The sequence below is a fragment of the Mesorhizobium sp. f-mel genome (assembly GCF_053850215.1).
The window spans coordinates 1-20,595 of the sequence record NZ_JBSPTO010000011.1 but is presented as its reverse complement, the minus strand read 5'-3'; the positions used below and the strand labels follow the sequence as shown (position 1 = coordinate 20,595).

At 59.6% G+C, this 20,595-nt stretch carries 22 protein-coding genes and 2 pseudogenes; 6 read left to right on the top strand and 18 right to left on the bottom strand.

Going from position 1 to position 20,595, the window contains the following annotated elements; translation table 11 throughout:
• Positions 1-51: 51 nt before the first annotated feature.
• Complete coding sequence (locus ACWUKX_RS15665; RefSeq protein WP_456007838.1) at positions 52-330, bottom strand: DUF2285 domain-containing protein; 279 nt, start codon at positions 328-330, stop codon at positions 52-54.
• Between the two features lie 147 nt (positions 331-477).
• Between ACWUKX_RS15665 and ACWUKX_RS15660 the strand changes: the two genes are divergently transcribed.
• Entirely contained in the window at positions 478-1,170 is a 693-nt protein-coding gene (locus ACWUKX_RS15660) for an SGNH/GDSL hydrolase family protein (RefSeq protein WP_456007837.1), read from the top strand.
• Here the strand turns inward: ACWUKX_RS15660 and ACWUKX_RS15655 are convergent.
• From ACWUKX_RS15655 to ACWUKX_RS15635, 5 genes are all read right to left on the bottom strand, one after another.
• Entirely contained in the window at positions 1,167-3,536 is a 2,370-nt protein-coding gene (locus ACWUKX_RS15655; RefSeq protein ID WP_456007836.1) for an SGNH/GDSL hydrolase family protein, read from the bottom strand. The genes ACWUKX_RS15660 and ACWUKX_RS15655 overlap by 4 nt on opposite strands.
• Before the next feature lie 81 nt (positions 3,537-3,617).
• A complete protein-coding gene (locus ACWUKX_RS15650) occupies positions 3,618-3,914 on the bottom strand; it encodes a hypothetical protein (RefSeq protein WP_456007835.1) in 297 nt (98 codons plus the stop codon).
• A 15-nt stretch (positions 3,915-3,929) separates the two neighbouring features.
• Positions 3,930-5,885 carry a hypothetical protein gene (locus ACWUKX_RS15645; protein WP_456007834.1) on the bottom strand — a complete coding sequence of 652 codons (1,956 nt, stop codon included), beginning with the start codon at positions 5,883-5,885 and terminating at the stop codon, positions 3,930-3,932.
• Positions 5,875-6,273 carry an HK97-gp10 family putative phage morphogenesis protein gene (locus ACWUKX_RS15640; RefSeq protein ID WP_456007833.1) on the bottom strand — a complete coding sequence of 133 codons (399 nt, stop codon included), beginning with the start codon at positions 6,271-6,273 and terminating at the stop codon, positions 5,875-5,877. Before ACWUKX_RS15640 ends, ACWUKX_RS15645 begins: the two co-directional genes overlap by 11 nt.
• A complete protein-coding gene (locus tag ACWUKX_RS15635) occupies positions 6,263-6,718 on the bottom strand; it encodes a hypothetical protein (protein WP_456007832.1) in 456 nt (151 codons plus the stop codon). The genes ACWUKX_RS15640 and ACWUKX_RS15635 overlap by 11 nt, the downstream gene beginning before the upstream one ends.
• A 394-nt stretch (positions 6,719-7,112) precedes the next feature.
• On the opposite strand from ACWUKX_RS15635, the gene ACWUKX_RS15630 reads away from it, so the two are divergent.
• The gene (locus ACWUKX_RS15630; protein WP_456007831.1) at positions 7,113-7,376 is read left to right on the top strand and encodes a DUF6953 family protein; all 264 of its coding nucleotides are present in this window, start codon (positions 7,113-7,115) and stop codon (positions 7,374-7,376) included.
• 23 nt (positions 7,377-7,399) lie between these two features.
• Here ACWUKX_RS15630 and ACWUKX_RS15625 read toward each other — a convergent pair whose 3' ends face one another.
• From ACWUKX_RS15625 to ACWUKX_RS15585, 9 genes are all read right to left on the bottom strand, one after another.
• Positions 7,400-7,546, bottom strand: a complete 147-nt coding sequence (locus tag ACWUKX_RS15625) for a hypothetical protein (protein WP_456007830.1) — start codon at positions 7,544-7,546, stop codon at positions 7,400-7,402.
• 73 nt (positions 7,547-7,619) lie between these two features.
• Positions 7,620-8,390: an HK97 family phage prohead protease gene (locus ACWUKX_RS15620; protein WP_456007829.1), complete on the bottom strand. Its 771-nt coding sequence runs from the start codon at positions 8,388-8,390 to the stop codon at positions 7,620-7,622.
• Positions 8,387-9,010, bottom strand: coding sequence for a hypothetical protein (locus tag ACWUKX_RS15615; protein WP_456007828.1), 624 nt, complete (start codon positions 9,008-9,010; stop codon positions 8,387-8,389). The genes ACWUKX_RS15620 and ACWUKX_RS15615 overlap by 4 nt, the downstream gene beginning before the upstream one ends.
• Positions 9,000-9,518, bottom strand: coding sequence for a hypothetical protein (locus tag ACWUKX_RS15610; RefSeq protein ID WP_456007827.1), 519 nt, complete (start codon positions 9,516-9,518; stop codon positions 9,000-9,002). The genes ACWUKX_RS15615 and ACWUKX_RS15610 overlap by 11 nt, the downstream gene beginning before the upstream one ends.
• Positions 9,519-10,168: 650 nt before the next feature.
• On the bottom strand, positions 10,169-10,993 hold the full coding sequence (locus ACWUKX_RS15605) for a hypothetical protein (RefSeq protein ID WP_456007826.1): 825 nt from the start codon (positions 10,991-10,993) through the stop codon (positions 10,169-10,171).
• A 675-nt stretch (positions 10,994-11,668) separates the two neighbouring features.
• Positions 11,669-12,019 carry a P27 family phage terminase small subunit gene (locus ACWUKX_RS15600; protein WP_456007825.1) on the bottom strand — a complete coding sequence of 117 codons (351 nt, stop codon included), beginning with the start codon at positions 12,017-12,019 and terminating at the stop codon, positions 11,669-11,671.
• 142 nt (positions 12,020-12,161) lie between these two features.
• Complete coding sequence (locus ACWUKX_RS15595) at positions 12,162-12,347, bottom strand: hypothetical protein (RefSeq protein WP_456007824.1); 186 nt, start codon at positions 12,345-12,347, stop codon at positions 12,162-12,164.
• A gap of 55 nt (positions 12,348-12,402) precedes the next feature.
• The gene (locus tag ACWUKX_RS15590) at positions 12,403-12,948 is read right to left on the bottom strand and encodes a hypothetical protein (protein WP_456007823.1); all 546 of its coding nucleotides are present in this window, start codon (positions 12,946-12,948) and stop codon (positions 12,403-12,405) included.
• A 499-nt stretch (positions 12,949-13,447) separates the two neighbouring features.
• Positions 13,448-13,780, bottom strand: coding sequence for a hypothetical protein (locus ACWUKX_RS15585; RefSeq protein ID WP_456007822.1), 333 nt, complete (start codon positions 13,778-13,780; stop codon positions 13,448-13,450).
• Positions 13,781-14,049: 269 nt separating this feature from the next.
• Between ACWUKX_RS15585 and ACWUKX_RS15580 the strand changes: the two genes are divergently transcribed.
• Both ACWUKX_RS15580 and ACWUKX_RS15575 read left to right on the top strand, forming a co-directional pair.
• A complete protein-coding gene (locus tag ACWUKX_RS15580) occupies positions 14,050-14,397 on the top strand; it encodes a hypothetical protein (protein ID WP_456007821.1) in 348 nt (115 codons plus the stop codon).
• Positions 14,398-15,051: 654 nt separating this feature from the next.
• The gene (locus ACWUKX_RS15575; RefSeq protein ID WP_456007820.1) at positions 15,052-16,923 is read left to right on the top strand and encodes an adenylate/guanylate cyclase domain-containing protein; all 1,872 of its coding nucleotides are present in this window, start codon (positions 15,052-15,054) and stop codon (positions 16,921-16,923) included.
• Positions 16,924-17,257: 334 nt separating this feature from the next.
• Here the strand turns inward: ACWUKX_RS15575 and ACWUKX_RS15570 are convergent, their stop codons facing one another.
• Together ACWUKX_RS15570 and ACWUKX_RS15565 are read right to left on the bottom strand one after the other, a co-directional pair.
• A complete protein-coding gene (locus ACWUKX_RS15570) occupies positions 17,258-17,680 on the bottom strand; it encodes a RidA family protein (RefSeq protein WP_456007819.1) in 423 nt (140 codons plus the stop codon).
• Positions 17,681-17,810: 130 nt separating this feature from the next.
• Positions 17,811-18,658 (bottom strand): annotated as a pseudogene (locus tag ACWUKX_RS15565) (SDR family oxidoreductase).
• Between the two features lie 97 nt (positions 18,659-18,755).
• Here ACWUKX_RS15565 and ACWUKX_RS15560 point away from each other — a divergent pair.
• Together ACWUKX_RS15560 and ACWUKX_RS15555 are read left to right on the top strand one after the other, a co-directional pair.
• Positions 18,756-19,715 (top strand): LysR family transcriptional regulator, encoded by a 960-nt coding sequence (locus ACWUKX_RS15560; protein WP_456007818.1) that lies wholly within the window; start codon positions 18,756-18,758, stop codon positions 19,713-19,715.
• Positions 19,716-19,818: 103 nt separating this feature from the next.
• Positions 19,819-20,349 (top strand): dihydrofolate reductase family protein, encoded by a 531-nt coding sequence (locus ACWUKX_RS15555; protein ID WP_029347325.1) that lies wholly within the window; start codon positions 19,819-19,821, stop codon positions 20,347-20,349.
• Between the two features lie 51 nt (positions 20,350-20,400).
• On the opposite strand, the pseudogene ACWUKX_RS15550 reads toward ACWUKX_RS15555, so the two are convergent.
• Positions 20,401-20,595: pseudogene (locus ACWUKX_RS15550) on the bottom strand (hypothetical protein); the annotation flags it as partial.

Below are 20,595 nucleotides of genomic sequence, written 5' to 3'. Positions count from 1 at the left end.
ATCTCGAATCCAAGTTCAGCCCAGGCCTACCAAGTTTCGCCGACCTGGCAATCAGTGCGGCGCACCGCCTGCTAGCAAATATTTGAAGCCGTTGGTGGTCATCCATCGGGCGCGGGCAAGATGCGTTTCCCATGCCCGGAATGCACGCTCAGGCTCCTTCTCAGGATCAATGTGCAAGACGATCTTGGCCACCTCACGCCAGTCGGCGTCCTCGGCCGCGGCATCGAGAAGGCGAATGTAGGTGAGCATACGCTCTTCGTCATAGCCGGTAAGGACGGAAGAGGTGGGAGCTTCGTCAGCGATATTGGGATCGAGTAGAGGCATTCGCATGGCTCGTTATACCAGATGGCCTGAAGTGAAGAAACCCGCCAAGCACGCGATTGAGCATGCGGGAAAGACGGCCAAAGGTGGTCATGGCTGGTCTCCTTGATATACATTGATAAATCGGCTACAACCGCAGCGGGTTGGGGAACTCGCATGACGCCGTTACAGGTTGCCGCCTCAAAATCGAGACTGATTTTGGGCAAGGTCATAGGCACTTCACGGGCCGATCGTGAGGCGGAACTTATCGCTTCGCTGAGGCGGGCCGGATCGCCTAAAATCCTACTTTTAGGTGATAGTCTTGTGGACGCCTCGCGGGCAGGCGGAGGCAACCCGAACGTCGCGCGAGGTGCATATGGCGGCTCCAGAATCTCCGATGTCCTGGCAGTCATTGGCAGGATCAAAGGCGCGTTTCTTTGGCACAAGGTGGCTGGTGCTGTTGTTGCGGTCGGGATCAACGACGCGCAAACAAGTGAGGGCGATGATCTAGAATCTCGACGCCTTTACTTCCGATCTGCCCTTGATGCCCTTTCCCGTTCGCTTGGCGGGAAACCGCTTATCCTCCTCACAATCGCCGACATTGCTTCGGCGGGCGAATGGGTGACGCGTTTCAATCGAGACCTGATCAGAATGGAGAACGAAGATATCTCGGCGTTGACATCGGCAAAAGTCCTTGATGCCGCGCTACTCTTTCGCCAGTCGATGCAGGCGGCCGGTCTGGAATACGACGCGGGCTTTCGGGATGGTGTTCATTTTTCCCAGCTTGGATACCGGCACTGGAGCCCCTTGTTAGAGCAGGCTATCGGCATGGTTTCTGCCGATAGCCTGGATCGCCTTAGCAGATCTTAAGTCCCAAAGAAGCCCGCACGAGAAAGTTCACGCAAATCATCGAGCGCGCAGTTGGCATAGCGGGTGCCGCCCGTCGCGTTGATGTGCAACTCGTCCGACATGTAGGTTGCGGACGTGAAGTAGCCGATGCCGGAGCGTCCCGCTATGTCGATGCAGGGGTAGCCGGACAGGTTTGCCACGTCACGCACAGCTTTTTGAAACTGGTCGAGCGTGTTGCCTTGCCCGTTTACGCGATGGACTCTGTGAGTAGCATGGCTGGGACCGCCGCTGTAAGGCGTGATGAAGATGATTTTAGCCGAGGGTGCTTGCGCGCGAATTGCCACGACTGCCGCCCACAATGCCCCGTAGAACGTTGCCGTGGTGGAGTCGGCTATTGTGCCAAGCACGACTTCCTGCGCGCCAAAGTCGTTGATGCCCGCCTCCAGTGTGACAATCTCGCTGTCAGCCGGGACACTTGCAATGGCGTTGTAAATGCCCTCGCTGGCATAGCCGGTCGTGCTCACGCCCAACGCAGCACCGGAGACACCAAGATTAGTTAGCACCATGCCGGACGAGCTGGCCAGTGGCGCCGTATATTGCGCCTGTGCGGTGATGCTCGATCCGAGCGCTGCCCATTTCTTTCCGACAAGAGCCGCGCGGCCATCGTCGTAAGCGCTGCCACCTATGTTCGTCGGATTAGACAGCAGACCAAGGTACAGACCGCTGTTCGCCGACACCGTAACACCGGCGCTTTTGGTCCAATAATCCAAAGAATAGTTGGTGGAAAAGGCAAGGATGTTTGCCCCGCCATTTCTGGTAATCGATGAGCTTTGAAGATAGATGCCCGACGTGCCGTCGCCGACGTAAGGCTGTCCACCTGATGCGGGGTAGAGTCGATGCTGGAAATTGGCAGAAGCTGTGGCCGTGGCTGCTCCTGAAACGCGGCATCTGTACCAGCCATTGCCAAGAGCCTGAATGCTTGCGCCAGTTCCAGAGCTCGTCCCGTTGGCCAAATCGAACGTGCAGTTGAAGGAAAAGGCGCTGTTAGAAAACAGATTTAGGCGGGTGCGCTCGGCTCCCTTGGCAACGACATCGAAGACTATGGCATCGCCAGCGGTCAGCGATACCGTGTGATAGATCACTGGACTGCTCGAACCGACCGGCTCAATGATTTTGTCGGCAATGAGACGTCCATTCGTTAGGATGTCTAGGCTGTCGACCAGGGTTTGCGTCGGAGGCAGCGTAGGGGACGCAACTGTCGTCGTGTTCGCCGCTGTCAGGCTGGTCTTGGTGAATGCTGCGTTGGTCGGATCGCTACTGGGGAACAGGTTCGTCGTCGTGTTCTGCAGCCGGAGAACGATGCTGCGAACATACATGCCAGAGGTGCCGTCACCTGTGTACGGAAAGATTCCCCCCGACGAGATGCGCGCTTGCACCTGCGCATTCGGCGTTCCGCTAGTGAGGAACACTGCCTTGCACTCATACCACCCAGCGCCTAGAGCGGTCACCGCAGAGCTTACAAAGTTCGCACCGGATCCAGAACTGGTGCCGTCAACTAGATCAAAGTTGACTGTGAAGCCTGCGCCAGCGCCATTGCAGAAGAGTTGCAGCGCGCGGCGCTCGGCTGCTTTTGCCACCACAACATGCTCATATGTGGTCGCTGTTGCAAAGGTGTATGACCTAAAGCAGAGTGGCGTGATCGATCCAGCGGCCTCGGTAAGCTTTGCCGTGGCAATGCTCAATCCTTCGATCTGCGCCAAGGTGTCGACGCTGGCGGTCACACCCGTAATCGCGTCACTACCTGGCAAATCGTAGGCTCTGCTAATGGTTATAGCATCCGTGCCGACAACAATTGCCGCTGTGTTGCGGACAGCCCAGACGCTTCCCGCTTCCGTGCCGTTATCGATGGAAAAAGTGGCGCCGAGAAATTCCGCGCTGGTATCGAAGTCTGTCGACCGTGACGCTGCACCAGCGGCGGCGACAATATAAACGCCATTCTCGGCCGGCGCGGTCTGCGCCGTCAAGAGTACGGCTTGGCCGGTCGATACAACATAGCCACCGATGGTGGCCCCGTTGACGATTCCTGAAACGACCGCAATGTTGGTGGCGGCGACTGTTGCTACCGCTACTGGAGTCCTCGCGCCAATCGTGATCAGGGACTCCACATTGTCGATGCGGGTCTCGTGATCATCTATCTCTTCCTCAGCGGCAGCAACGCGGTCTGTCAGCGCGGGAAGGCCACCCGCAGAGGTTTCGAGCGCGTCAATCCGGTCTTCTTTGTCGGTTCCCCACTCTCGTACTTTGGATTTTTCGACCTTGTTCGGGCCGCTCGAGGGGACGCCGTCTATAACGTAATCGCGAAAAATAGATGCAACCAAATCAACCATGATATCTATCCTGAAAAAGAAAAGACCCGCGATGACGGGTCTTTGAAAAGTGAGTTTTTGGGTTTGATGGGTGAGGCTAGTTTAGCGAGAGCCATCATCCGATCTGGAATCGTCGGGGTGCGGCTCGCCAGCCTGCACGGCTAAGAATTCGGCGACCGCAGCTTTCACTATCTTCTCGTGAAACGCGCTAGAGTGGTTAAATTTCACGTTCTTGGTCTGCATCAAATACGCCATGACGTGTCCGCCATGTCCGCGCACAAGAGAGACCCTATTGGCGATCAGTTCGGGCGAGGTGAAGCCGAAGGTTGCGATCTGGTGGCCGGTGTTTCCAACCTGCTTCGGTGGCGTTTGGGGGATCATTCGTGTAATTTGAATCATGTGTCTCCTACCTTTCTAGAGGCGACGCGATTGCGCTTCGGCCAACAGGTTTGGCATGTTCCTTTGCGTAGCTTTCTGGCTCTGCTGAACGGATGCCTGCACGATGCTAGGCGATGCGCGTCGGATGTTGTCTTGAGTCACGCTCTGAACGAACGGCAGCAAATTGCCATTCTGATCAGCGCCGACACCGACCGTAACATGGACTCGATTGTCATTGGCGGCACGGGGAATGCTGGGCGTTCGCGGCATTGGAATTGGTGAGCCGAAGAAACCGCCGCTAGCGAAGCCGGGCATGTTGTCGTTGTTGATGGCGGTAAGCAGTGCACGATATTTCTTCGCCGATCGCGCGTTAGTAACGTGCTCGCCGTCCGATAACATCGCCGGAATCTTGTCGCCGGTCGGACCACCAGGTCCACGCACCTGTCCGCCACCGGCTAGCTTAACGAAGCCGCCCTTGGCGAAGCCCAACAAGCTGAAGATGCCGCCAAAGCCTCCACCGCTGCCGCTGAAAAGTGCATCAAGGCCGATGTCCAGCAGCTTGTTGGCCACCTTGTCCAAAGCGCCCGCCAAGGCTTCGGCGCGCGTCTTTCCCGCGCGTAAGTCAGAAATCATTCCGCCGAGCACATCGCGGCCGATGTCTCGCAACTCTTGAGAGGCGTCGGCTGCAGCTTCCGTGGCCTCTCGCTCGCGATAGATGGCTTCCACAAGCTGCTCTATCTCGGCACGCTGCTCCGCGGTTGCCGCGCTTCCGGCTTGGCGCAGAGCGTTTGCCTTTTCGCGCTCGAGGTCGGTGGCGCCTCTGAGTTGTTGTTCTTCCTTCAACCCCTCAATGACTCGAAGAACCGCCTCAGCCTCGCGCAAAGCCGCTGCCGCCGCCGCATTGCGTCCGCCTCCGCCTCCGCCAGATGTTTTCTCACCTGGGATCACCGTGGCCTTGCTTGCCGCGGCGCCGTAGCGCTTTTGCAGAGCCTCGACCAGGGCTGTATCGGCCTTTGCAATCTCGCCGCCGAATGCCTGCGCTATGCGGGTGTCGATGGCATCCGGCTTGTCACTCCTGCCTGGCCCGGTGACCACATCACCCGGTTGACCGACCAGCGAACCCGCGAGAGCGCCCATCTCTGCGGCCTGCCGGTTTTTGAGAAATTCATTCATCCGGCCGTTCAGACCGTCCAGCCCCTCGATAGCCGTGAGAATGGCCGACTGCGCACTGACGCTAAACCGACGCCAAGCCGCGTCCCAGCGGTCGCCTAGTTCTTCAGCGCGGCGAAGCAATTGCTCGTCAATGACGCCGCCTGCGTCTTCGGCGGCTTTCGCCATCCCGTTGATGCCGGCCGCACCGTCTTTGAGCGCATTCAGGAAATCGGCGCCGCCGCGGCCGAAGGCTTCGGTCACTAGGACCATCTTCTCCTGTTCAGACGCGGCGTTGCGCACCAGTTCGGCGTAGCTGGCGAGCAATTGCTCTGACGTCTTTATCTGCCCATTGCTATCACGGATCGCGATGCCGTTGGCCTTCAGAATGTCGGCAAGTCTACCGCCCTTGGTAGCTGCCTCGCCGATCCGCTTTGAGAACTGCTCCATTCCAGTTTCGAACGTGGCCTGGTCAACGCCAGCCTGGCTGAATCCGAATGAGAGTTCCTGCAGAGCCGTAGTCGTCAGACCGATCCTGTCCGCAACGTCGACCAGATGGCTGGCGTCATCAATCGTTTCCAGTGCGGTATTAAACAGCGCTACAGGCGCAAGCGCCGCTAGCGCGCCGCTTCCAATGCCTGTGAAAAATCCGAGGACGTTGCCCTTGATTCCGCTACCAATGTTGGCAAGCTGAGCGTCGAGCCGGGACGTCATAGCAGCGCCGCGCTTTTCGATCGTGCCAAACTGCTTGTCGGCTGTCGCGGTCGCTCTCTTTAGCTGCTTCTCAAAAGCAGTAATACGCGCCTCGAGGTCAACGCTAAGTTTCGGGCTATCATTTGCCATAGGCTTCTTTCACTCCGCGAGATATCGCGCGCTGAATTCGATTGCGTATTCGTTTTTTGGTGAGGCGATATGCGGGCCAGAAGAATGGATTGGCCGGCGAATTCTGCGTGCCGAACTCCTGCCCTAGCGCGTAGTCGTAGTCAGGTCCGCCCTCGCGTACTGGCCTGGTAGTCGCATCGCCGCCCGCTGTTACGGTTCGCGTTAGCTCGGCTGTAGCGCGCCACTCAATGCTGTTTTGTAGGTCGCCATCGGCGCGGGGCGCTAGGCTGCGCTGCGCGCGCACCAGTTCGTTAGCGGAGACATCCAACGCGGCGGCTGCGGCTTTCTTAGCCGCGGCAGGCAGCGCCTTGAGGCGTCGCTCGAAATCCTTCAGGCCGCTATTGGCCAAGGGCTACACCATCATCAAATGTGGCGTCCGCTGCCGAAATTCCGAAGAGCGCGCCACCCAAGATGGACAAGGCCAGAACGGCGTATTGCGCCACCGGCTCCGTCGAAAGCGTTGCGTTAATATGCGGCGAGTTCTGCTTGAAGTATTGGTCTAGCAGGCCGACTTGGTTGCTACCCATAAGTCGCAACGTCCTGGCGAATTGCCGGATTTCCTTAAGCCTGGATGCGGGCAATGACGCAAACTTCAACACCGATTTGAGGTGCTCCACCGTCCAGCGGCCGGCCGTAATCGTGCTGAACATTTCGTACGCCGACATGCCGGCGTAGGCTTCAAAGGTCGATAGGTCTTGCCGATCGATCTTGAAGTTAATGTGCTTGCCGCCGAACTTGGCGACGACGGAGTTGTGCGACTGCGATCCGGCCGAGGCAGGTTGTTGGTTGGTCATGAACGATGTCCTGTGAATTGTGGGCACGACCGCAAAATGTGCGTCGCGGAAGAACTGAATCAGCTATCAGTAATGGTGATTGCCGGAGGCAACCCGTTAGTTGAGCGGTCAAATCGACCGTACTCAGTGCGAGGCGCGGTCAAGCACTTAGGCTTGGCTGGAGTGACGGGCTTCCCCCGTTTCAACAAGCAGGATGGCGTCAACAATGAAAACGTTGAGGTCGAGAGTCGTTAGTGTGCGGGCCTATTTCCGCTTCCGACTTGGACGTCTTGAGCATGTGTGTGCTCATTTTCGTTCCTTGCCGCGCCAATTGGCGTTCGACTTTTAGTATCAGAATCGCAGACTGAGAACGCCTCCGGCAATCACCAAACATTATGATAGGGACAAAACCAACATGTCAGCCAAAGACGTAGCCGATTGGATGGTCGCGGAAAGCAAGAAGTCACATTGGCTCTATCAAGAGACGGTCGTGTATAAAATACGGCAGCAGTTCGGCGATGAATATGTCTACCAGAACGCCAACGGAAACCTTGCGATATCAAAGGCGGTCCTGAAGGAGTTTAGAAAATTAACCGAGGACACACTGGTGTGGGAGCGAGGAGAACGCGCTTGGCGGCCCAGAAAGCCGCACGAGACCAAACGACAGGTTGACGACTAAATCCCGCGCAATCCATCGGCGCCCTACGCCGGCTGGGCGATTTCGAGGCTATGCGCAACCGTGCGATCTTTGCGGTCGGCATACTCAATGGCCACCCAGAACGAGACGGCATCACCATTGCGGATGGAGCCGACAGGCCCAGCCACCTTCAGCCGCGTGCCGTCTGCCATGGCTATCTCCGGCTGTGCAGAGGCAATAAATTTTCCGAGTTCCCGCGGTCTCATGTGGTCAACTCCCATCTATTCACTTTCGGATTGATCGACGTAACGCCTCGATGTCGACCGCCGCGGGCTTGCCGGCCGTCTGTGGATCTGCGGCATCCCGCTTTCTTGCGTTTCGCCGTTCAATCGCCTTTGAGCGAGTGCCGATCTCGTTCCAGCGGGCCATGAACTTCAGCAGTTCACCGGAGCCTAGTTCGTCTGCCAGAGACATAGCATTCGCGCCGTCCACGATGCGAGCGTGGCTATGCGTCACCGCGCCATCAGAGCAGAGGGAGATTTCCTTGAGTTTGGCCTCCACCACTAGGCTAACCTCGCGTCCGTGGAAAGTACGCTTCTCTATCGTGCAGGTTCCAGTTCCGACGCTAACGTCTGTGCGCGATCCGCCAGCGACCATCGACAGTAGGATTGATCCAAGGATCGTTCGAGGTATGTCAAAATCGAATGCAAGAAAATCGTCGCCATCTACGAACTTAAGGCCGCTCGATGTGCTGCCGAAGATGTGCGTCTGTTCGTGCTCAAGTTGAACATTGATAGCGTCGCCGCGCTTCAGAGATTCCGAAAAGCAGCCTTTAACAAAGGCGTAGAGTTTGCCGTCGCGTTCGAAAACTTGATTGTACGCACACGCGATCCCCCGCATTACTGGGCGTTCGAACGCGGACTCTTCGAGCGATGCGAACGCGAGGCCGAATCCGGACTGTGCGCGCAACCTGCTGCTACCCATCATTCGGGCGGCCAGGTGAGCGCGCTTGGCCGCCCTGTCCTGTCCGAGCACGAAGGGGATTTTTTCTATCATTTTAGACTTTCTGGAATGTCTTTGTTGGCGATGAAGCCATCATGGCTAAGTTCGCGCAGAGCGCATGCGATCGGCGTGTTCGGACCCTTCCCGCGGCCGAGCCAGCTAGGGACATGATGGCCAATGTCGCCGCTTGAGTAACCGGCGTCCGTTAGCCCATTGGCTAGAGCTTCGATGGATTGCTGAGCGTTGTGAACAGTGACCAGCGCGGCGATCAAATCGCCCATGCGACGCTTATATTCCGGCAGTGCTCGCGCCGACATGATCGCATTAGCACGACGGACCTCGACCCCAATCTCAGCGGTCAAAACGCCAATGGCGCGATCCAGATCCCGAATTCGCGATGTGTTCGCCGCGATCTTGTCGGCGCGAGCAAGTGGCACTGTCGAACCGCTTCGGCCGAGTATTTCAGCTACGCGCGCGGCACCGGCAGCATCGGTGTCTCCACCGCCGTCGCCAGATCGAGCTAGGTCGAAATTTTCATTCAGGAGGCCTTGACGCTCGACGCCGATCGGCACTGAGCGCGCCCGTAGTTCGGCGATGGTCGGATTGATATCGCCGATAGGCGGGATACTGAACGCTTCATCCGCCGTGGGCAGGGCTTTGGATTTATTGAACATCGTTTTCCTTCAAGAGTTCACGCGCGACATTGCGCAGGGTCAAGACTGAGATATGAAAAAATGACAGGCAGGCGCCATCTGCTGGATATGTGCCCGATCGCTGGTAAAGCGAGGCGAGAGGAGGGGCGCCGTCACGGATCAGTTTGATCGAAAGCGAGGGTCGGGTTTGACCGATGGTGATCGTTCCCGTGAACGGGAACACATCCAAACTATCGTCCACCAACCGCATCAACGCTGCCTCTGCCGTCTTGCCGAGATCGTCGCCGGCAGCGAGCGGTAGGCTACCGATGCCAGATTCATGATCTGCGCAATCGATGGGGGTCGTTGCCGACAGAGCCAGCACAATGCGACCAACATCCAGAGATGAAAGCGGCGCAGCATATGCACGCCCGTCCGTTATGCGGCTCGCCTCCTTGAGGCGACGCAGCGTCTGGATGACGCGAGGTCGAGGAATCCTTGTATTCCGTACCAGCACGTCCGGCAGGACGACGCCATGAATTTGGGCCATTTTGTATCCTTTGGGGAAAGCGCCTTGCGCCGCGCGCAAATGGTTGGGTGGAGAAACTGCACCGCCACCGCTGCCGAAGGGAGGAACGGCGGGTGGCGGGCGATCAGCGCCATGCGGGACGGCAAATTGGCGCGATCGGGGTTGCCTGGCTGTACATCCGAGCATCAGGCAATTCGGGAATTGGTGCCGCACGACGAGGAAATCGGCGGCTGGCGTGGGAATCGAGCAAAAACCCGGACGCCAATGAAAAGGCCGCCCAACGATAGAGCGGCCAAGTGTGTGTGTTGTTACCCTATAGGGTTTGAGGGGCCACGATTTGGCACATTGTCGCGTTATCAAAATCTTTCCGCAATTCATGCCCAAAATTCACAGTGGAAAAATATCGCTTAGAATCAATTAGTTACGGAAATGAAACTGAAATCCGGAAGCACTTTTAAATTTTCTGAAATTATTCGGTTGCGAAACCAACCATCGTCGGCGTCAGATAAGAAATCGGCCCGAAAGGATTCTCGATTTGAGATTTTCAAATGGAGAATTGTATGCGCAGGCCGCCTTCCAAGAAACGCAAATGGTGGCATCTCTCTCGAGAAGAGGTGTTTAAGCTGATCGCCCTGTTACCGCTTGTCCTGAATCTTTTGCTGCACTGGTGATCACGCAGCCTTCGCTCTCCAGACGTGTCGCGATTCGCTGTCTGCTATTGCAGCCGCCGCCCAGCGTCCCGCATCTCGCAACGCCCTGCCACCACGGCGATCGGCGCCGCCGCCTTTTGCTCCAAGGGCTCTGCCGACATCGGCAACATTGCCTCTCGCAAGGATCACCTCGATAACGGTGTCGATCTCTTCGCTGGGTGTGGGAGTCTCCGGTTTGTCCTGCCTGCGAATGTCGCCTCGGCACTTGCCCATCTTCGGCTGTCCAAGGCCACCGATAGAGCCAAGGAAGATAGCGCCCTCAGCGATGGCAGGCGCGCAGAAGCCGAACCGGCAGTCTGGGTGGAAATCAAAGGCTTCGCGCTGCGGCTTCAGGTCGAACCACTTGAACCACCCGCGCAGGCGCACCGCTTGCGGTTCCGCATCGCCCAGACGTGGGCGTTCCGCTGGCAGTGCTATGTAGGCGTCAAGCGAGCGAGGATCCGGATTCTTGCCGCGCGGCTTGTCGTCCTTTCGGCGATCAATGCCCATGCCTTCGGCATCGGCTTGGTTATCGTTCGCCCCCTCCGGCTGACGCTGACGTGCGATAAGCCACAACGAGGCGGCGCCCCTTGCGTCGTGCTTTGCAAGCCAGTTCATAGCGGGACGTCCGCCGCGATAGCGGATCCTAGCAGTAGGCTGAGGCGGTTGTGGATTGGCCTTCAGGAAGGCATCGGTCGCGTAGAGAATTTGCTTTCGTCCCTGCGACGTTCCGGGATTGAGATTGCGGTTGTCATTGGCCGCAACGCGGCCATCCTCCGGCAAGATGCCGGCAATTTCGGATTTCATGGGAGTAAGCTCGATTTTGGATGTATGTAGGCGCCCCTCGGCGCCGGCCTTGCCGCCTGGACGGCGGTCTTGGTTTTATTCAAATTCAGTTCTGATGGCGCATTTTTCCAGCGCCGGTGGCATTGTCGTGCCGTATGGATTAAAAAGGCGAATCTTTCCGCGCCGTCAAGGATTTCGTCTGCGCGGTGTCTTCGAACATGGCACTACCGTCCCACGCGCCGCTTCGCAGGGCCGGGCGGCCCGAACTGCTCCTCCGCCCAAATCGGACGGTCTGGCAGGTTGTGTCCGGCGTAGAATTGATCGATATATGCCAAAATATCGCGGCCGATTCTTCGCCACGTTTGCTCGGCTAGTGGCCGGGCAGTGTCCTCCGTCAAGCCCAGATCACCCAAGTCACCGAAGAAGTCGTGACCGCATTGCATGAACATCATCCATGCGGGCGCCTCAGCGGCCCTGGCTCTGTTAGTTCTGCGCCTAACGGGCATTGTTGTACCCCCTCAGCACCAGGCGAGCAGCGGGGAGTAGCCGGCCGCCTCACATTCCGCCCTCAAGCACTCCAATTCGTCTTGCTCAGCGGCTGTCAGATCTGGCCGACGCCAGAGCGCCCATACACGCCGAAGCGCTTCGACTGGCATGCCGTCGCGGCGGCGGTCAATCTTGCGTCTAACGGGCATCTCAGGCCCTCCGGCCGTAATCAGCCGTCCGCACCGGCCTCGGCGTTTCGGGCGTTTCGACGTCTAGCGCGAGCTCGCGCAACAGCCTGGCGAAGCCGATACGGGAATCGCGCTCGACAGCCACTTCCGGTCTGCTGCGCGGCGCACCGAAACGATCTGTGTATGTAAGGCCGTGCTCGGCGATCTTCTCGCGGGCTTCTTCTCCGCGATCCCACGCCTCGCTCGCCCTCGTCAACAAGCGCAAGTGGTGCGGCTCGAGTGCGTACTCCTCGGTGACAGATCTCCACCATTTTCGAGTGGCTGGACGTAGATGAGCGGGCGCTTTTTGCGCCTTAAAGCCGTCAAAAGTCATGTGTTTTTCCTTTGTATCAAGCCGCAACGCCTTGCTGCGCAAGGAAACGGCGAAATTTGTTTTGAACCGGGGCAGCGTTGATGCGCACTGTGGGGGGGTCGCCGGTCCTAGGGTCGATGCGCCCCAGGTATCCGATGCCCCCCTATGCCGCCTCGGCGGTCGTGCGATGCGACGCCACCGTGGCCGGCGCACCGAGGCGGCGCAGAGAGTCTTGATCGGCATTGTCATTCACCGGCTCGAGGTCTGGCCGCAAGGCGTAGAACTCGCGCCACGACATGCGGCGGCCACGGAATGGTCGTGCGGTTTCGGTGGGTGTTATAGCTGCCATTGGCGTCTCCTCGATCTGGTTGGCTGGATGACTTTCATCGTTGTTTCGGGGTCAATTATATTGTCCTTCCGTTCCGCCGAAACTCGAGCGTATCGTCGGGATGCAGGCGATATCTCACGCGCGTGCCGATGGCCTCGGCCTCGCCGCCGCACGCATTGGCGAGCGCATTGGCGTCTGTCACGGCCAGGCGCAACGTGCCCTCGCGACCATCATCATCATGGAACGCGGCACGAATGGCAGCGCTGCCGTCTTCATTCGTCTCGCCGGACAGGATAGTAACATCTCGCCACGGCAACGGAGCGGCACGCATAAAGGTCTTACTGCCGCTTCGGTTTGTCGACATCTGCACCATCTCGCCGATGATAGATTCCGTCTCGCCATCGATGCCGAGCGCATCGTTGATCGATTCGTAGTCATCAGAATCAACGTGACAGCGAAGAGCGAACTTCCGGCTCGAACCGCTCCGTAGATGCGCAACGAAGGTTTCATCCTCGTCGCCGGTATATTCGGCATGAACGATCTTCCACTTGGCAAACCCTGGCCGTGCCCTGCTCGGATTGTCTTTCCCGTCTGTCTTTGGCGCACCCTGCGCGCCCGCCAAAGGGCGCGCTCCAGAAGGGGCGCCTATACAATCTGTAGATTGGAATTGGGTCCCCGCTTGGGGACCCCCCTGGCAAGCTTGGGGACCCCCCTCTATGCACTCTTGGGGACCCCCCTCATGCGCAGTTGTGGGGACCCCCTCTACGCAAGCTTGGGGACCCCCCTTGCGGCTGTCCAGAACCGGCTCGCCGGCGTTGTTCAAGCGCACCCACGCGCTGCCGCGAAACCACCAGTTCACATCCCAAAGAGTTGACGACGAGTGGGTTGCGGCGCGCTTCACCGAGACGCGGCCACTGTCAATTAGTGTCTGCTTATACTTCTTTACCATTTTTTCGGTGGTGCCAGCGCCAACGGCAATAAAAGAGCCGCTGCACTCGGCGTGCATCTTTCCGCCGTCCCAATGCGTAGCGATGGTCGAAATCATCCGCTTTTGGAGGTCTGTAAGGGTGTGGTCCGATTGCAGGTCCTCGCGGAAGGCCAGCTTGTCCTTCGCCAGAACCCTATGCCACGTCATTCGCGCGATCCTTCGGCTCGCCGAGGTTTGCGCGGTATATTGCGTGCCCCTCCTGCGCGGTGCCGATGCGCTCGATTATTCCATGCCTCTTCAGCAACTTCACCGCCGAGTCCACGCTTCGCCGGCAAACACCACAACGGCGCTGATACTCCCTGTGCGACGTGCGGGATTCGCCGCGCAGCAGCGTGTTGCGTCCAACGTTCAAAGCGATGGCCAGGGCGGTGCTGCGGTTTATGATTGGCTCCATTCCATAGGACCAGTTGAGCAAGCGCTCCTCCTGATCCTCGGTCAAAGCGAGAGGCGGTGCCTCGATCGACATAGTAGATTCCTTTTCAAATAGGGGTGACAGGTTTGCCGCCCGCGGCGCGCACGGGATCACTGCTCGAACGCCGTCGCGTCGGAATCGGATAATCTTTCAATGGAGGTGTTTCCGGTTGTCGGAAGCAGGGACGTCAATCCGCTGTGCGGGACGTCAGAAAATCAAATCAATAGCTTATCACAGGATACGGAACTGCTCGCGCCCCTCGAAGGCCATTACCGACCGGCAGTATCCGAGAACCTGCGTCCAGGACGACAACCTCGCGGCCTTTGATCTCGCTGCGTGCCGCCGTGTTCGGCCTGCCATTCCTCGGCCGCCTTGACGTCTATTTCCTTGGCTTCAGGCTGTGCGTTCAGCATGCGGCTTCAGCTCCTCAAGCGCGGCAAGAGCAGCGCTGGCAATTTCTTGAACTAGGTTCGGCGAGAAGGTTGCAACGCGCCGTGGGCGTTCGGCGCGTACACCGAATGTCCGCCAGCGGCGCGTTCTGTGAGACGCAGTCCGAAGATCCGCAGTTCATCATTGAGCGCGACATCGAAGCGCGCGACAGTTCGCCCGAGGCCGCCAGTCGGCTCGGGTGCAATTCGCAGTATCTGCAAAGTCGTGGATTCCTGTTGTAGGTACGGGTTGCGGCGCCGGTTTTGCCGGCGTCTGTTTTGAAATCGGGTGCTAACCTATTGATATGTGGTGGCGACGAAATCGACCGTTTTGCGGAAAAGAGAAATCAAAACAATGCACCGCCACTATCTACGAATCTGGGGGTCAGGAGTTCGAATCTCTTCGGGCGCGCCAATTGGAATGTACATCCCAACCTAGTTAATGGCGCAGACCAAATTGCGATGAAGGGCGAAGCAGCGCTGAACTTGTTTTTGGCCCTGCCGGGCTATCCTCGCCAGCGGAGCGCTTCGACCAGGAGAGCGAACGCGGGGGAATTCTGGCGGCGGCCTAGATAATAGAGATAATAGCGGGCACCAGTCCTCCAGCACCTGCTGAAGCCGTCCTTCTGCAAGGAAGGGGCGCAGCGCGTGGTCGGGCAGGAGGCAAGGCCTAGGCCGTTCAATGCGGCGTCACCCTCCGCCAGTGCGGCGACGGACGGCTCCGGACGAAGCAGATGATGGCTGACGAAGGTCAGAACGGTATAGGCCACAATCGTCACGCATTTGTGAGCTGTGTATAAGTTTATCCGGGATTATGGGTCTAATCTTGGGCCGTGCGTCGCCCTAAGTGTCAGTAGTAATAATCCGTGCATGGCCCGCCGCTCAGGAATAATGCTGATGGAACGCAAGCTCGCGGCAATCATGGCCGCCGATATCGTCGGCTACAGCCTGCTGATGGCTGAAAACGAGGCTTCCACCTACGCGAAGCTGCGCGCTGTTTTTGATGAGCTCATTGACCCGACCATTGCCAGCCATGGCGGGCGCATCGTCAAGACGACGGGAGACGGCTTTCTCGCCATGTTTCCCAGCGTCAACGAAGCGGTTGATGCGGCGCTGGCCATACAGGAAGGTTTCGACAAGGGCCCGTTCGAGCTGCGCATCGGCATCAATCTTGGCGATGTCATCGAAGATGACGGTGACGTATACGGCGATGGCGTCAATGTGGCCGCCCGTCTTGAGGCCATGTGCGATCCGGGGCAGATATTCGTCAGCGGCGCCGTGGTGATGGCGGCCGACCGCAACAGCGCGGACAGGTTCGTCCGCATCGGCCGCAGGCGGGCCAAGAACATTCCCGAACTTCTCAACGTCTACCGCGTAAGGCGTGCGGGCTCTCCGTGGTCGCCATGGCGGCAGGTGCCGCAGGTGCTGCGCAGCACCGCCGCCCGCTGGTCCTATGGCGCGGCCGCCATAGCCCTCATCCTCATCGGCACCCAAATCCAGCCGCTCTCCCTGGCAGCCATGGTCAGCCGCATCCCGGCGGCCTTGTCGATGGACCAGAGCCGCGCCGACCCCCGGCCGTCAGTGGCGGTCGTGCCTTTTGCCGCCATGAGCGGCAGCGGCGAGCAATCGTATTTCGCGGACGGACTGACCGAGGATGTGACGACAGCCCTTGCCCGCAATTCAGAGCTGCAGGTAATCGCGCGCGATTCCACCTACGCCGTGCACGGGCAGGATACGGACGTGCGCAAGCTCGGGGCGAAGCTCGGCGTTGATTATGTGGTTGAAGGCAGCGCCCGCCGTGAAGGCGACCAGCTTCGCGTGTCGGCGCAGCTGATCGATGTAAAGACAGGCGCGCATCTGTGGTCGCGCAGTTTTGACCGGCAGGTCGCCGACGTGTTCACCGTCCAGAGCGAGCTGACCACCGAAATCGTCGCGCAGATCGCGCCCTATATCGTCAGGAGCGAGGCGGCGGCGGCAGCGGAGCGCCCGACCGACAATCTGCAGGCCTATGACCTCGTGCTGCAGGCCCGCAACCGCTACCGGCACGGCGCCAATGACCCGCAGGACATTCTGGAAGCGCGGGGCCTCTACCAGCGCGCCGTTGAAATGGACCCGTCCTATGCGGCCGCCCGAGCAGGCCTCGCGCTGACCTATATCGCCAGCGTGGCGCAGAGCGGTGACGGCCGGGCAAACGCCCCGGAGCTCCATCTTGGGCTTAGCGAAGCTCGGCAGGCGGTCCGTCTCGATCCCAATCTTGCCCTTGGCTATCAGGTCATCAGCTTCGGGCTTGCCGTCCAGGGCGACTATTCAGGCGGCTTGCAGGCCGCACGGCGCGCTGTGGAGCTCAACCCTAACGATCCCGACAGCATGATGGCGCTTGCAAAGGCGCAGGTTCGCTTCGGGGAATATGATGATGCCGTCGCCAACGCAGAGCGGGCCCGCCGCCTTCATCCTATGGCGCCCGAGTACTATGCCTATGTGCACGGGCAGGCGCTCTACGCGGCTGACCGCCGCGATGAGGCTTCCGCCGTCATAGAGGAATGCCTGATCCGGGCGCCGCGCGATGCAAACTGCCTTCTGATTCAGGCCGCTTTGCAGGGCGGGGGCGGAGAGGTCGAGGCAGCCCAGCAGACGATGGCAAAGCTGATCGAGGCGCATCCGGAATTCTCGCTGGAAGCAGAGCGCGCCTACCGCCGGTTCGGTGACAGGCCGCTGATGGAAGAGTTCCTGCAGGACCTCGCAAAGGCCAAAGCTCCTGAAACCGCCTGAAAGTTTTTACGGAGCGACTTCAATCACATAATGGTGCCCAGTTTCATCCTTTCCGGCGGGCCAATTTTGTCATTTCCACCACACCAGCACCGAAATTGCCGCCCATTTGCCGCTGGAACTACGTCCGCGCGAGGAGCGCGAAATAGCCAAGAGGCGAGAAAGCGTAGTAACGGCGGTGATCGGAATCGTTCGCGGCCGAATGACGTATTTTGGCCCAAGGCAAAGCTCGCATATTCATCGTTGGATGGACATCGCGAGCCCGTGCTGGGGCGTGCCGAGCTGCCGTTTCCGTCGTCGGGTGCAAATCGCCAATACAGAACTGCGGGGCGAGCGTTCAGCGCTTGTCCGCCGGATGACTGCTGGTCGTCGAAGGGATGCGGGCGATGACCTTGATCTCGAAATCGAAGCCGGCAAGCCAATTGACGCCCACTGCCGTCCAGTTCGGGTAGGGAGGTGCGCCGATCTCTTCCGCCCGGACGGCCAGCACCGTTTCGATCTGTTCGTCCGGGTTTGTGTGGAAGGTGATGACGTCGACGACGTCGTCGAAGCTGCACCCGGCGGCGGCCAAGACCGCGCGCAGATTGGCGAAGGCCCGCCGAACCTGATCCTCGAATACCGGCTCGGGCGAGCCGTCCTCACGGCTCCCGACCTGACCCGACACAAAGAGAAGATCGCCGGAGCGAATGGCCGCGGAATATCGATGAATATCGTATAACGCGTGGCGTTTGGCCGGATAGATGGCGTCACGTGCAGGCATTTCGTGTTCCTTTTTGTCTTGATAGCGGGAGCGGACCGGCAGCGGGCCGGAGCCGGGGGAATCTATCGGGATCAACGGGCGGAGCTGCACGACGGTGCCATGCAGCTGTGGATCGGCGGGACAGGGTGGGTCATAGCCGCGCCAGCTCCTCGTCGGTGAAATCCGCCGCGACTGCGACGTCCTTCTGCCGGTCGAGCTCCTCGATGCGCCGGCCGAGAGCCTTGCGGATGCCGGCATAGGCCTCGGCACCGAGCACCAGCCGCTTCGGAAGCGGACCATCCTGATCGGCAAGCCTGATCATTGCGTCCGTCATGCGCTCGGGGTTGCCCTTGATCACCCAAGAGCCACCGAGCGCCTCGCGGATCTGACCGGCGGGTGTTCCCTCATAGGCCGCGAGCGGCTTGGTCCGCGCGAGATTGCCGCCGAACCCGGTCCGCGCCGGCCCAGGTTCCACAAGGGTGAACTCGATGCCGAAGGGAGCAGCCTCCTGCGCCACGGACTCGACGAACCCCTCGTACCCCACTTGGTCGCGTGATAGAGGCTGAATGCCGGATAGGCGATCTGGCCTCCCTCGCTCGATACCTGTAGAATCCGGCCGCCACCCTGGCTGCGCAGATGCGGCGACGCCGCCCGGATGAGTGCGATCGAGCCGATGAGATTGGTGTCGATGATGTCCCGAACCTGCACATCGCCAGCCTCTTCCGCCGCGCCGAGCAGGCCATAGCCAGCATTGCTGACGACGATGTCGATCCGACCGGATGCGGCGAAGGCGCGGTCGACCGCGGCGCGGACCGAGCTCTGGTCCTTGAGGTCTACTGCGACGATGCGGAGCCGTTCTGGGTAGCATGCACGCAGGTCGGGAAGTGCGTCCTCGCTGCGGCTGGCACCGCCGACGCGGTCCCCCCTGATCAGGGCCTTCTCCGCCAGCAGCCGGCCTAGACCGGACGACACACCCGTTATGAGCCAAGTCTTTGCCATTTCCCATATCTCCAATTGATCCGGGCACGAGATAGGGCAATAGCATTGCGCGCATTAGCCGTTGAAATCGGCATGAGATGATGCGAAATCCCCATCAATGCCCCGCCCGTCGCTCAACGATCTCACCGCCTTCGTGGCCGTTGCCACACACCGCAGCTTCCGCCGCGCAGCGGACGAGATCGGCACGGCACCTTCCACATTGAGCCATGCGATGCGTGCGCTCGAGGAACGCATGGGGGTGCGCCTTCTGAACCGCACCACACGCAGCGTCTCGCCGACAGAAGCCGGGTTCCGGTTGCTCGATCGCCTTCAGCCGGCGCTCGCCTCGCTGGACGAGGCGCTCGACAGCGTCGCGGGGTTCCGGGGCAATGTCGCGGGCACGGTCCGCATCAACGCACCGCGATTGGTGGCCGGGCTTCTCGTTCGCTGGGTTCTTCCGCAGATGGCGGCGCACCATCCGGACGTGACCGTGGACATCGTCGTCGAGGGGCGGCTCATCGATATCGTGTCCAGCGGGTTTGACGCCGGCGTGCGCCTCCTCGGATCGGTACCCAAGGACATGATCGCCGTGCCGTTTGCACGCCCGTTGACGTTCATCTGTGTCGCCTCGCCCGGCTATCTCGATCGCTTCGGCGACCCGGGAACGCCCGAGGAATTGAAACGCCACCATTGCATCGGCCATCGTATGCCCAGCGGCAAATTCTATCGATGGGAGTTCGAACGCGCCGGCCAGGAACTCGTGATCGACGCAAACGGCTCCATTGTCCTCGATGACGAGGAACTGATGGCCGAAGCCGCAATCGAGGGTCTGGGCATCGCCTATGTGGCGGATTGGGCCGCCGAAGGGGCCATATCCGATGGCCGGCTGCGTAGGGTCCTGACCGCATGGATGCCCGCTCCGGAAGGGGTCGCGGTCTACTATCCCGGACACCGAACCGTGCCGCCGGCACTGCGGGCTTTTCTCGACGTCGTGAAGGACGTGCGAAAGAAAGAACCTCAACTGGATCAAAGAAGCAGCAATCCGGGCAATCGTAGTGCAGAAGGAGGTCCGGCATGATTTCTCGCTTCTGCCGATCGGCCATCAGTCGATCTAGCTTACAACCGATTGCGTAACGCAATCAGAACCGCGCGGATGTGCCGCGTAAGGAAAGGAGATGGGTATGGCTAAGCTCGTGTTCGGAATGAACCAGTCCCTGGACGGCTACGTCGACCATATGGCATTTGCGCCAAGCCGCACACTCTTCCGCCACTTCATCGAGGAGGCTCAGGGGCAGGCGGGCAGTGTGTATGGTCGCCAAATGTATGAGGTCATGCGTTACTGGGACGACGATCATCCTGAATGGGATGCAGAGCGACACGCCTTCGCGGCGGCGTGGCGGAACCAGCCGAAATGGGTCGTCTCGCGCTCGTTGAAGTCGGTTGGCCCCAACGCCACGCTTGTTGAGGAGGATCTCGAGGGCGCAATCCGCGAGCTGAAGGCCGAGCGCGACGGGGAGATCGAAGTTGCTGGCCCGGACTTGGCGCAAAGCCTCACCGAACTTGGCCTGATCGATGAGTATCGAATCTACCTGCACCCCGTCGTGCTTGGTCGCGGCAAGCCATATTTCGCCGGACCCCGGCCGCCGCTCCGCCTTATGACTAATGACCGGATCGGCGAGGATGTGATCAGGTTGACCTACGTCCCTGCTTAATCTCGCGATTCGCCGGATGGAATCGCCGCTGAAGTCTGGTTTAGGTTGGGCCTAAAGCGACGGGAAACGCGTGAGTCTCTTCTGTGTTCGCCTGATGAAGTCCTTCATGAGGGAGAGTGCTGGTTCGGCATGCGTCTCGAGCAGGAAATGCCCGCCGTCGAAAATATGAGCCTCCATACGTGAGGCCTTTGCACAGAATCTGATTGGTGATTCTGTAGTGTTGGTCACTACGGGAGATTCGCGGAT

Excerpts from the sequence above, each read along its gene's own strand:
- ACWUKX_RS15665 (WP_456007838.1), bottom strand. The coding sequence starts at position 330 with ATGCGAATGCCTCTACTCGATCCCAATATCGCTGACGAAGCTCCCACC.
- ACWUKX_RS15660 (WP_456007837.1), top strand. The coding sequence starts at position 478 with ATGACGCCGTTACAGGTTGCCGCCTCAAAATCGAGACTGATTTTGGGC.
- ACWUKX_RS15655 (WP_456007836.1), bottom strand. The coding sequence starts at position 3,536 with ATGGTTGATTTGGTTGCATCTATTTTTCGCGATTACGTTATAGACGGC.
- ACWUKX_RS15650 (WP_456007835.1), bottom strand. The coding sequence starts at position 3,914 with ATGATTCAAATTACACGAATGATCCCCCAAACGCCACCGAAGCAGGTT.
- ACWUKX_RS15645 (WP_456007834.1), bottom strand. The coding sequence starts at position 5,885 with ATGGCAAATGATAGCCCGAAACTTAGCGTTGACCTCGAGGCGCGTATT.
- ACWUKX_RS15635 (WP_456007832.1), bottom strand. The coding sequence starts at position 6,718 with ATGACCAACCAACAACCTGCCTCGGCCGGATCGCAGTCGCACAACTCC.
- ACWUKX_RS15630 (WP_456007831.1), top strand. The coding sequence starts at position 7,113 with ATGTCAGCCAAAGACGTAGCCGATTGGATGGTCGCGGAAAGCAAGAAG.
- ACWUKX_RS15625 (WP_456007830.1), bottom strand. The coding sequence starts at position 7,546 with ATGGCAGACGGCACGCGGCTGAAGGTGGCTGGGCCTGTCGGCTCCATC.
- ACWUKX_RS15620 (WP_456007829.1), bottom strand. The coding sequence starts at position 8,390 with ATGATAGAAAAAATCCCCTTCGTGCTCGGACAGGACAGGGCGGCCAAG.
- ACWUKX_RS15615 (WP_456007828.1), bottom strand. The coding sequence starts at position 9,010 with ATGTTCAATAAATCCAAAGCCCTGCCCACGGCGGATGAAGCGTTCAGT.
- ACWUKX_RS15610 (WP_456007827.1), bottom strand. The coding sequence starts at position 9,518 with ATGGCCCAAATTCATGGCGTCGTCCTGCCGGACGTGCTGGTACGGAAT.
- ACWUKX_RS15605 (WP_456007826.1), bottom strand. The coding sequence starts at position 10,993 with ATGAAATCCGAAATTGCCGGCATCTTGCCGGAGGATGGCCGCGTTGCG.
- ACWUKX_RS15600 (WP_456007825.1), bottom strand. The coding sequence starts at position 12,019 with ATGACTTTTGACGGCTTTAAGGCGCAAAAAGCGCCCGCTCATCTACGT.
- ACWUKX_RS15595 (WP_456007824.1), bottom strand. The coding sequence starts at position 12,347 with ATGGCAGCTATAACACCCACCGAAACCGCACGACCATTCCGTGGCCGC.
- ACWUKX_RS15585 (WP_456007822.1), bottom strand. The coding sequence starts at position 13,780 with ATGTCGATCGAGGCACCGCCTCTCGCTTTGACCGAGGATCAGGAGGAG.
- ACWUKX_RS15575 (WP_456007820.1), top strand. The coding sequence starts at position 15,052 with ATGGAACGCAAGCTCGCGGCAATCATGGCCGCCGATATCGTCGGCTAC.
- ACWUKX_RS15570 (WP_456007819.1), bottom strand. The coding sequence starts at position 17,680 with ATGCCTGCACGTGACGCCATCTATCCGGCCAAACGCCACGCGTTATAC.
- ACWUKX_RS15560 (WP_456007818.1), top strand. The coding sequence starts at position 18,756 with ATGCCCCGCCCGTCGCTCAACGATCTCACCGCCTTCGTGGCCGTTGCC.
- ACWUKX_RS15555 (WP_029347325.1), top strand. The coding sequence starts at position 19,819 with ATGGCTAAGCTCGTGTTCGGAATGAACCAGTCCCTGGACGGCTACGTC.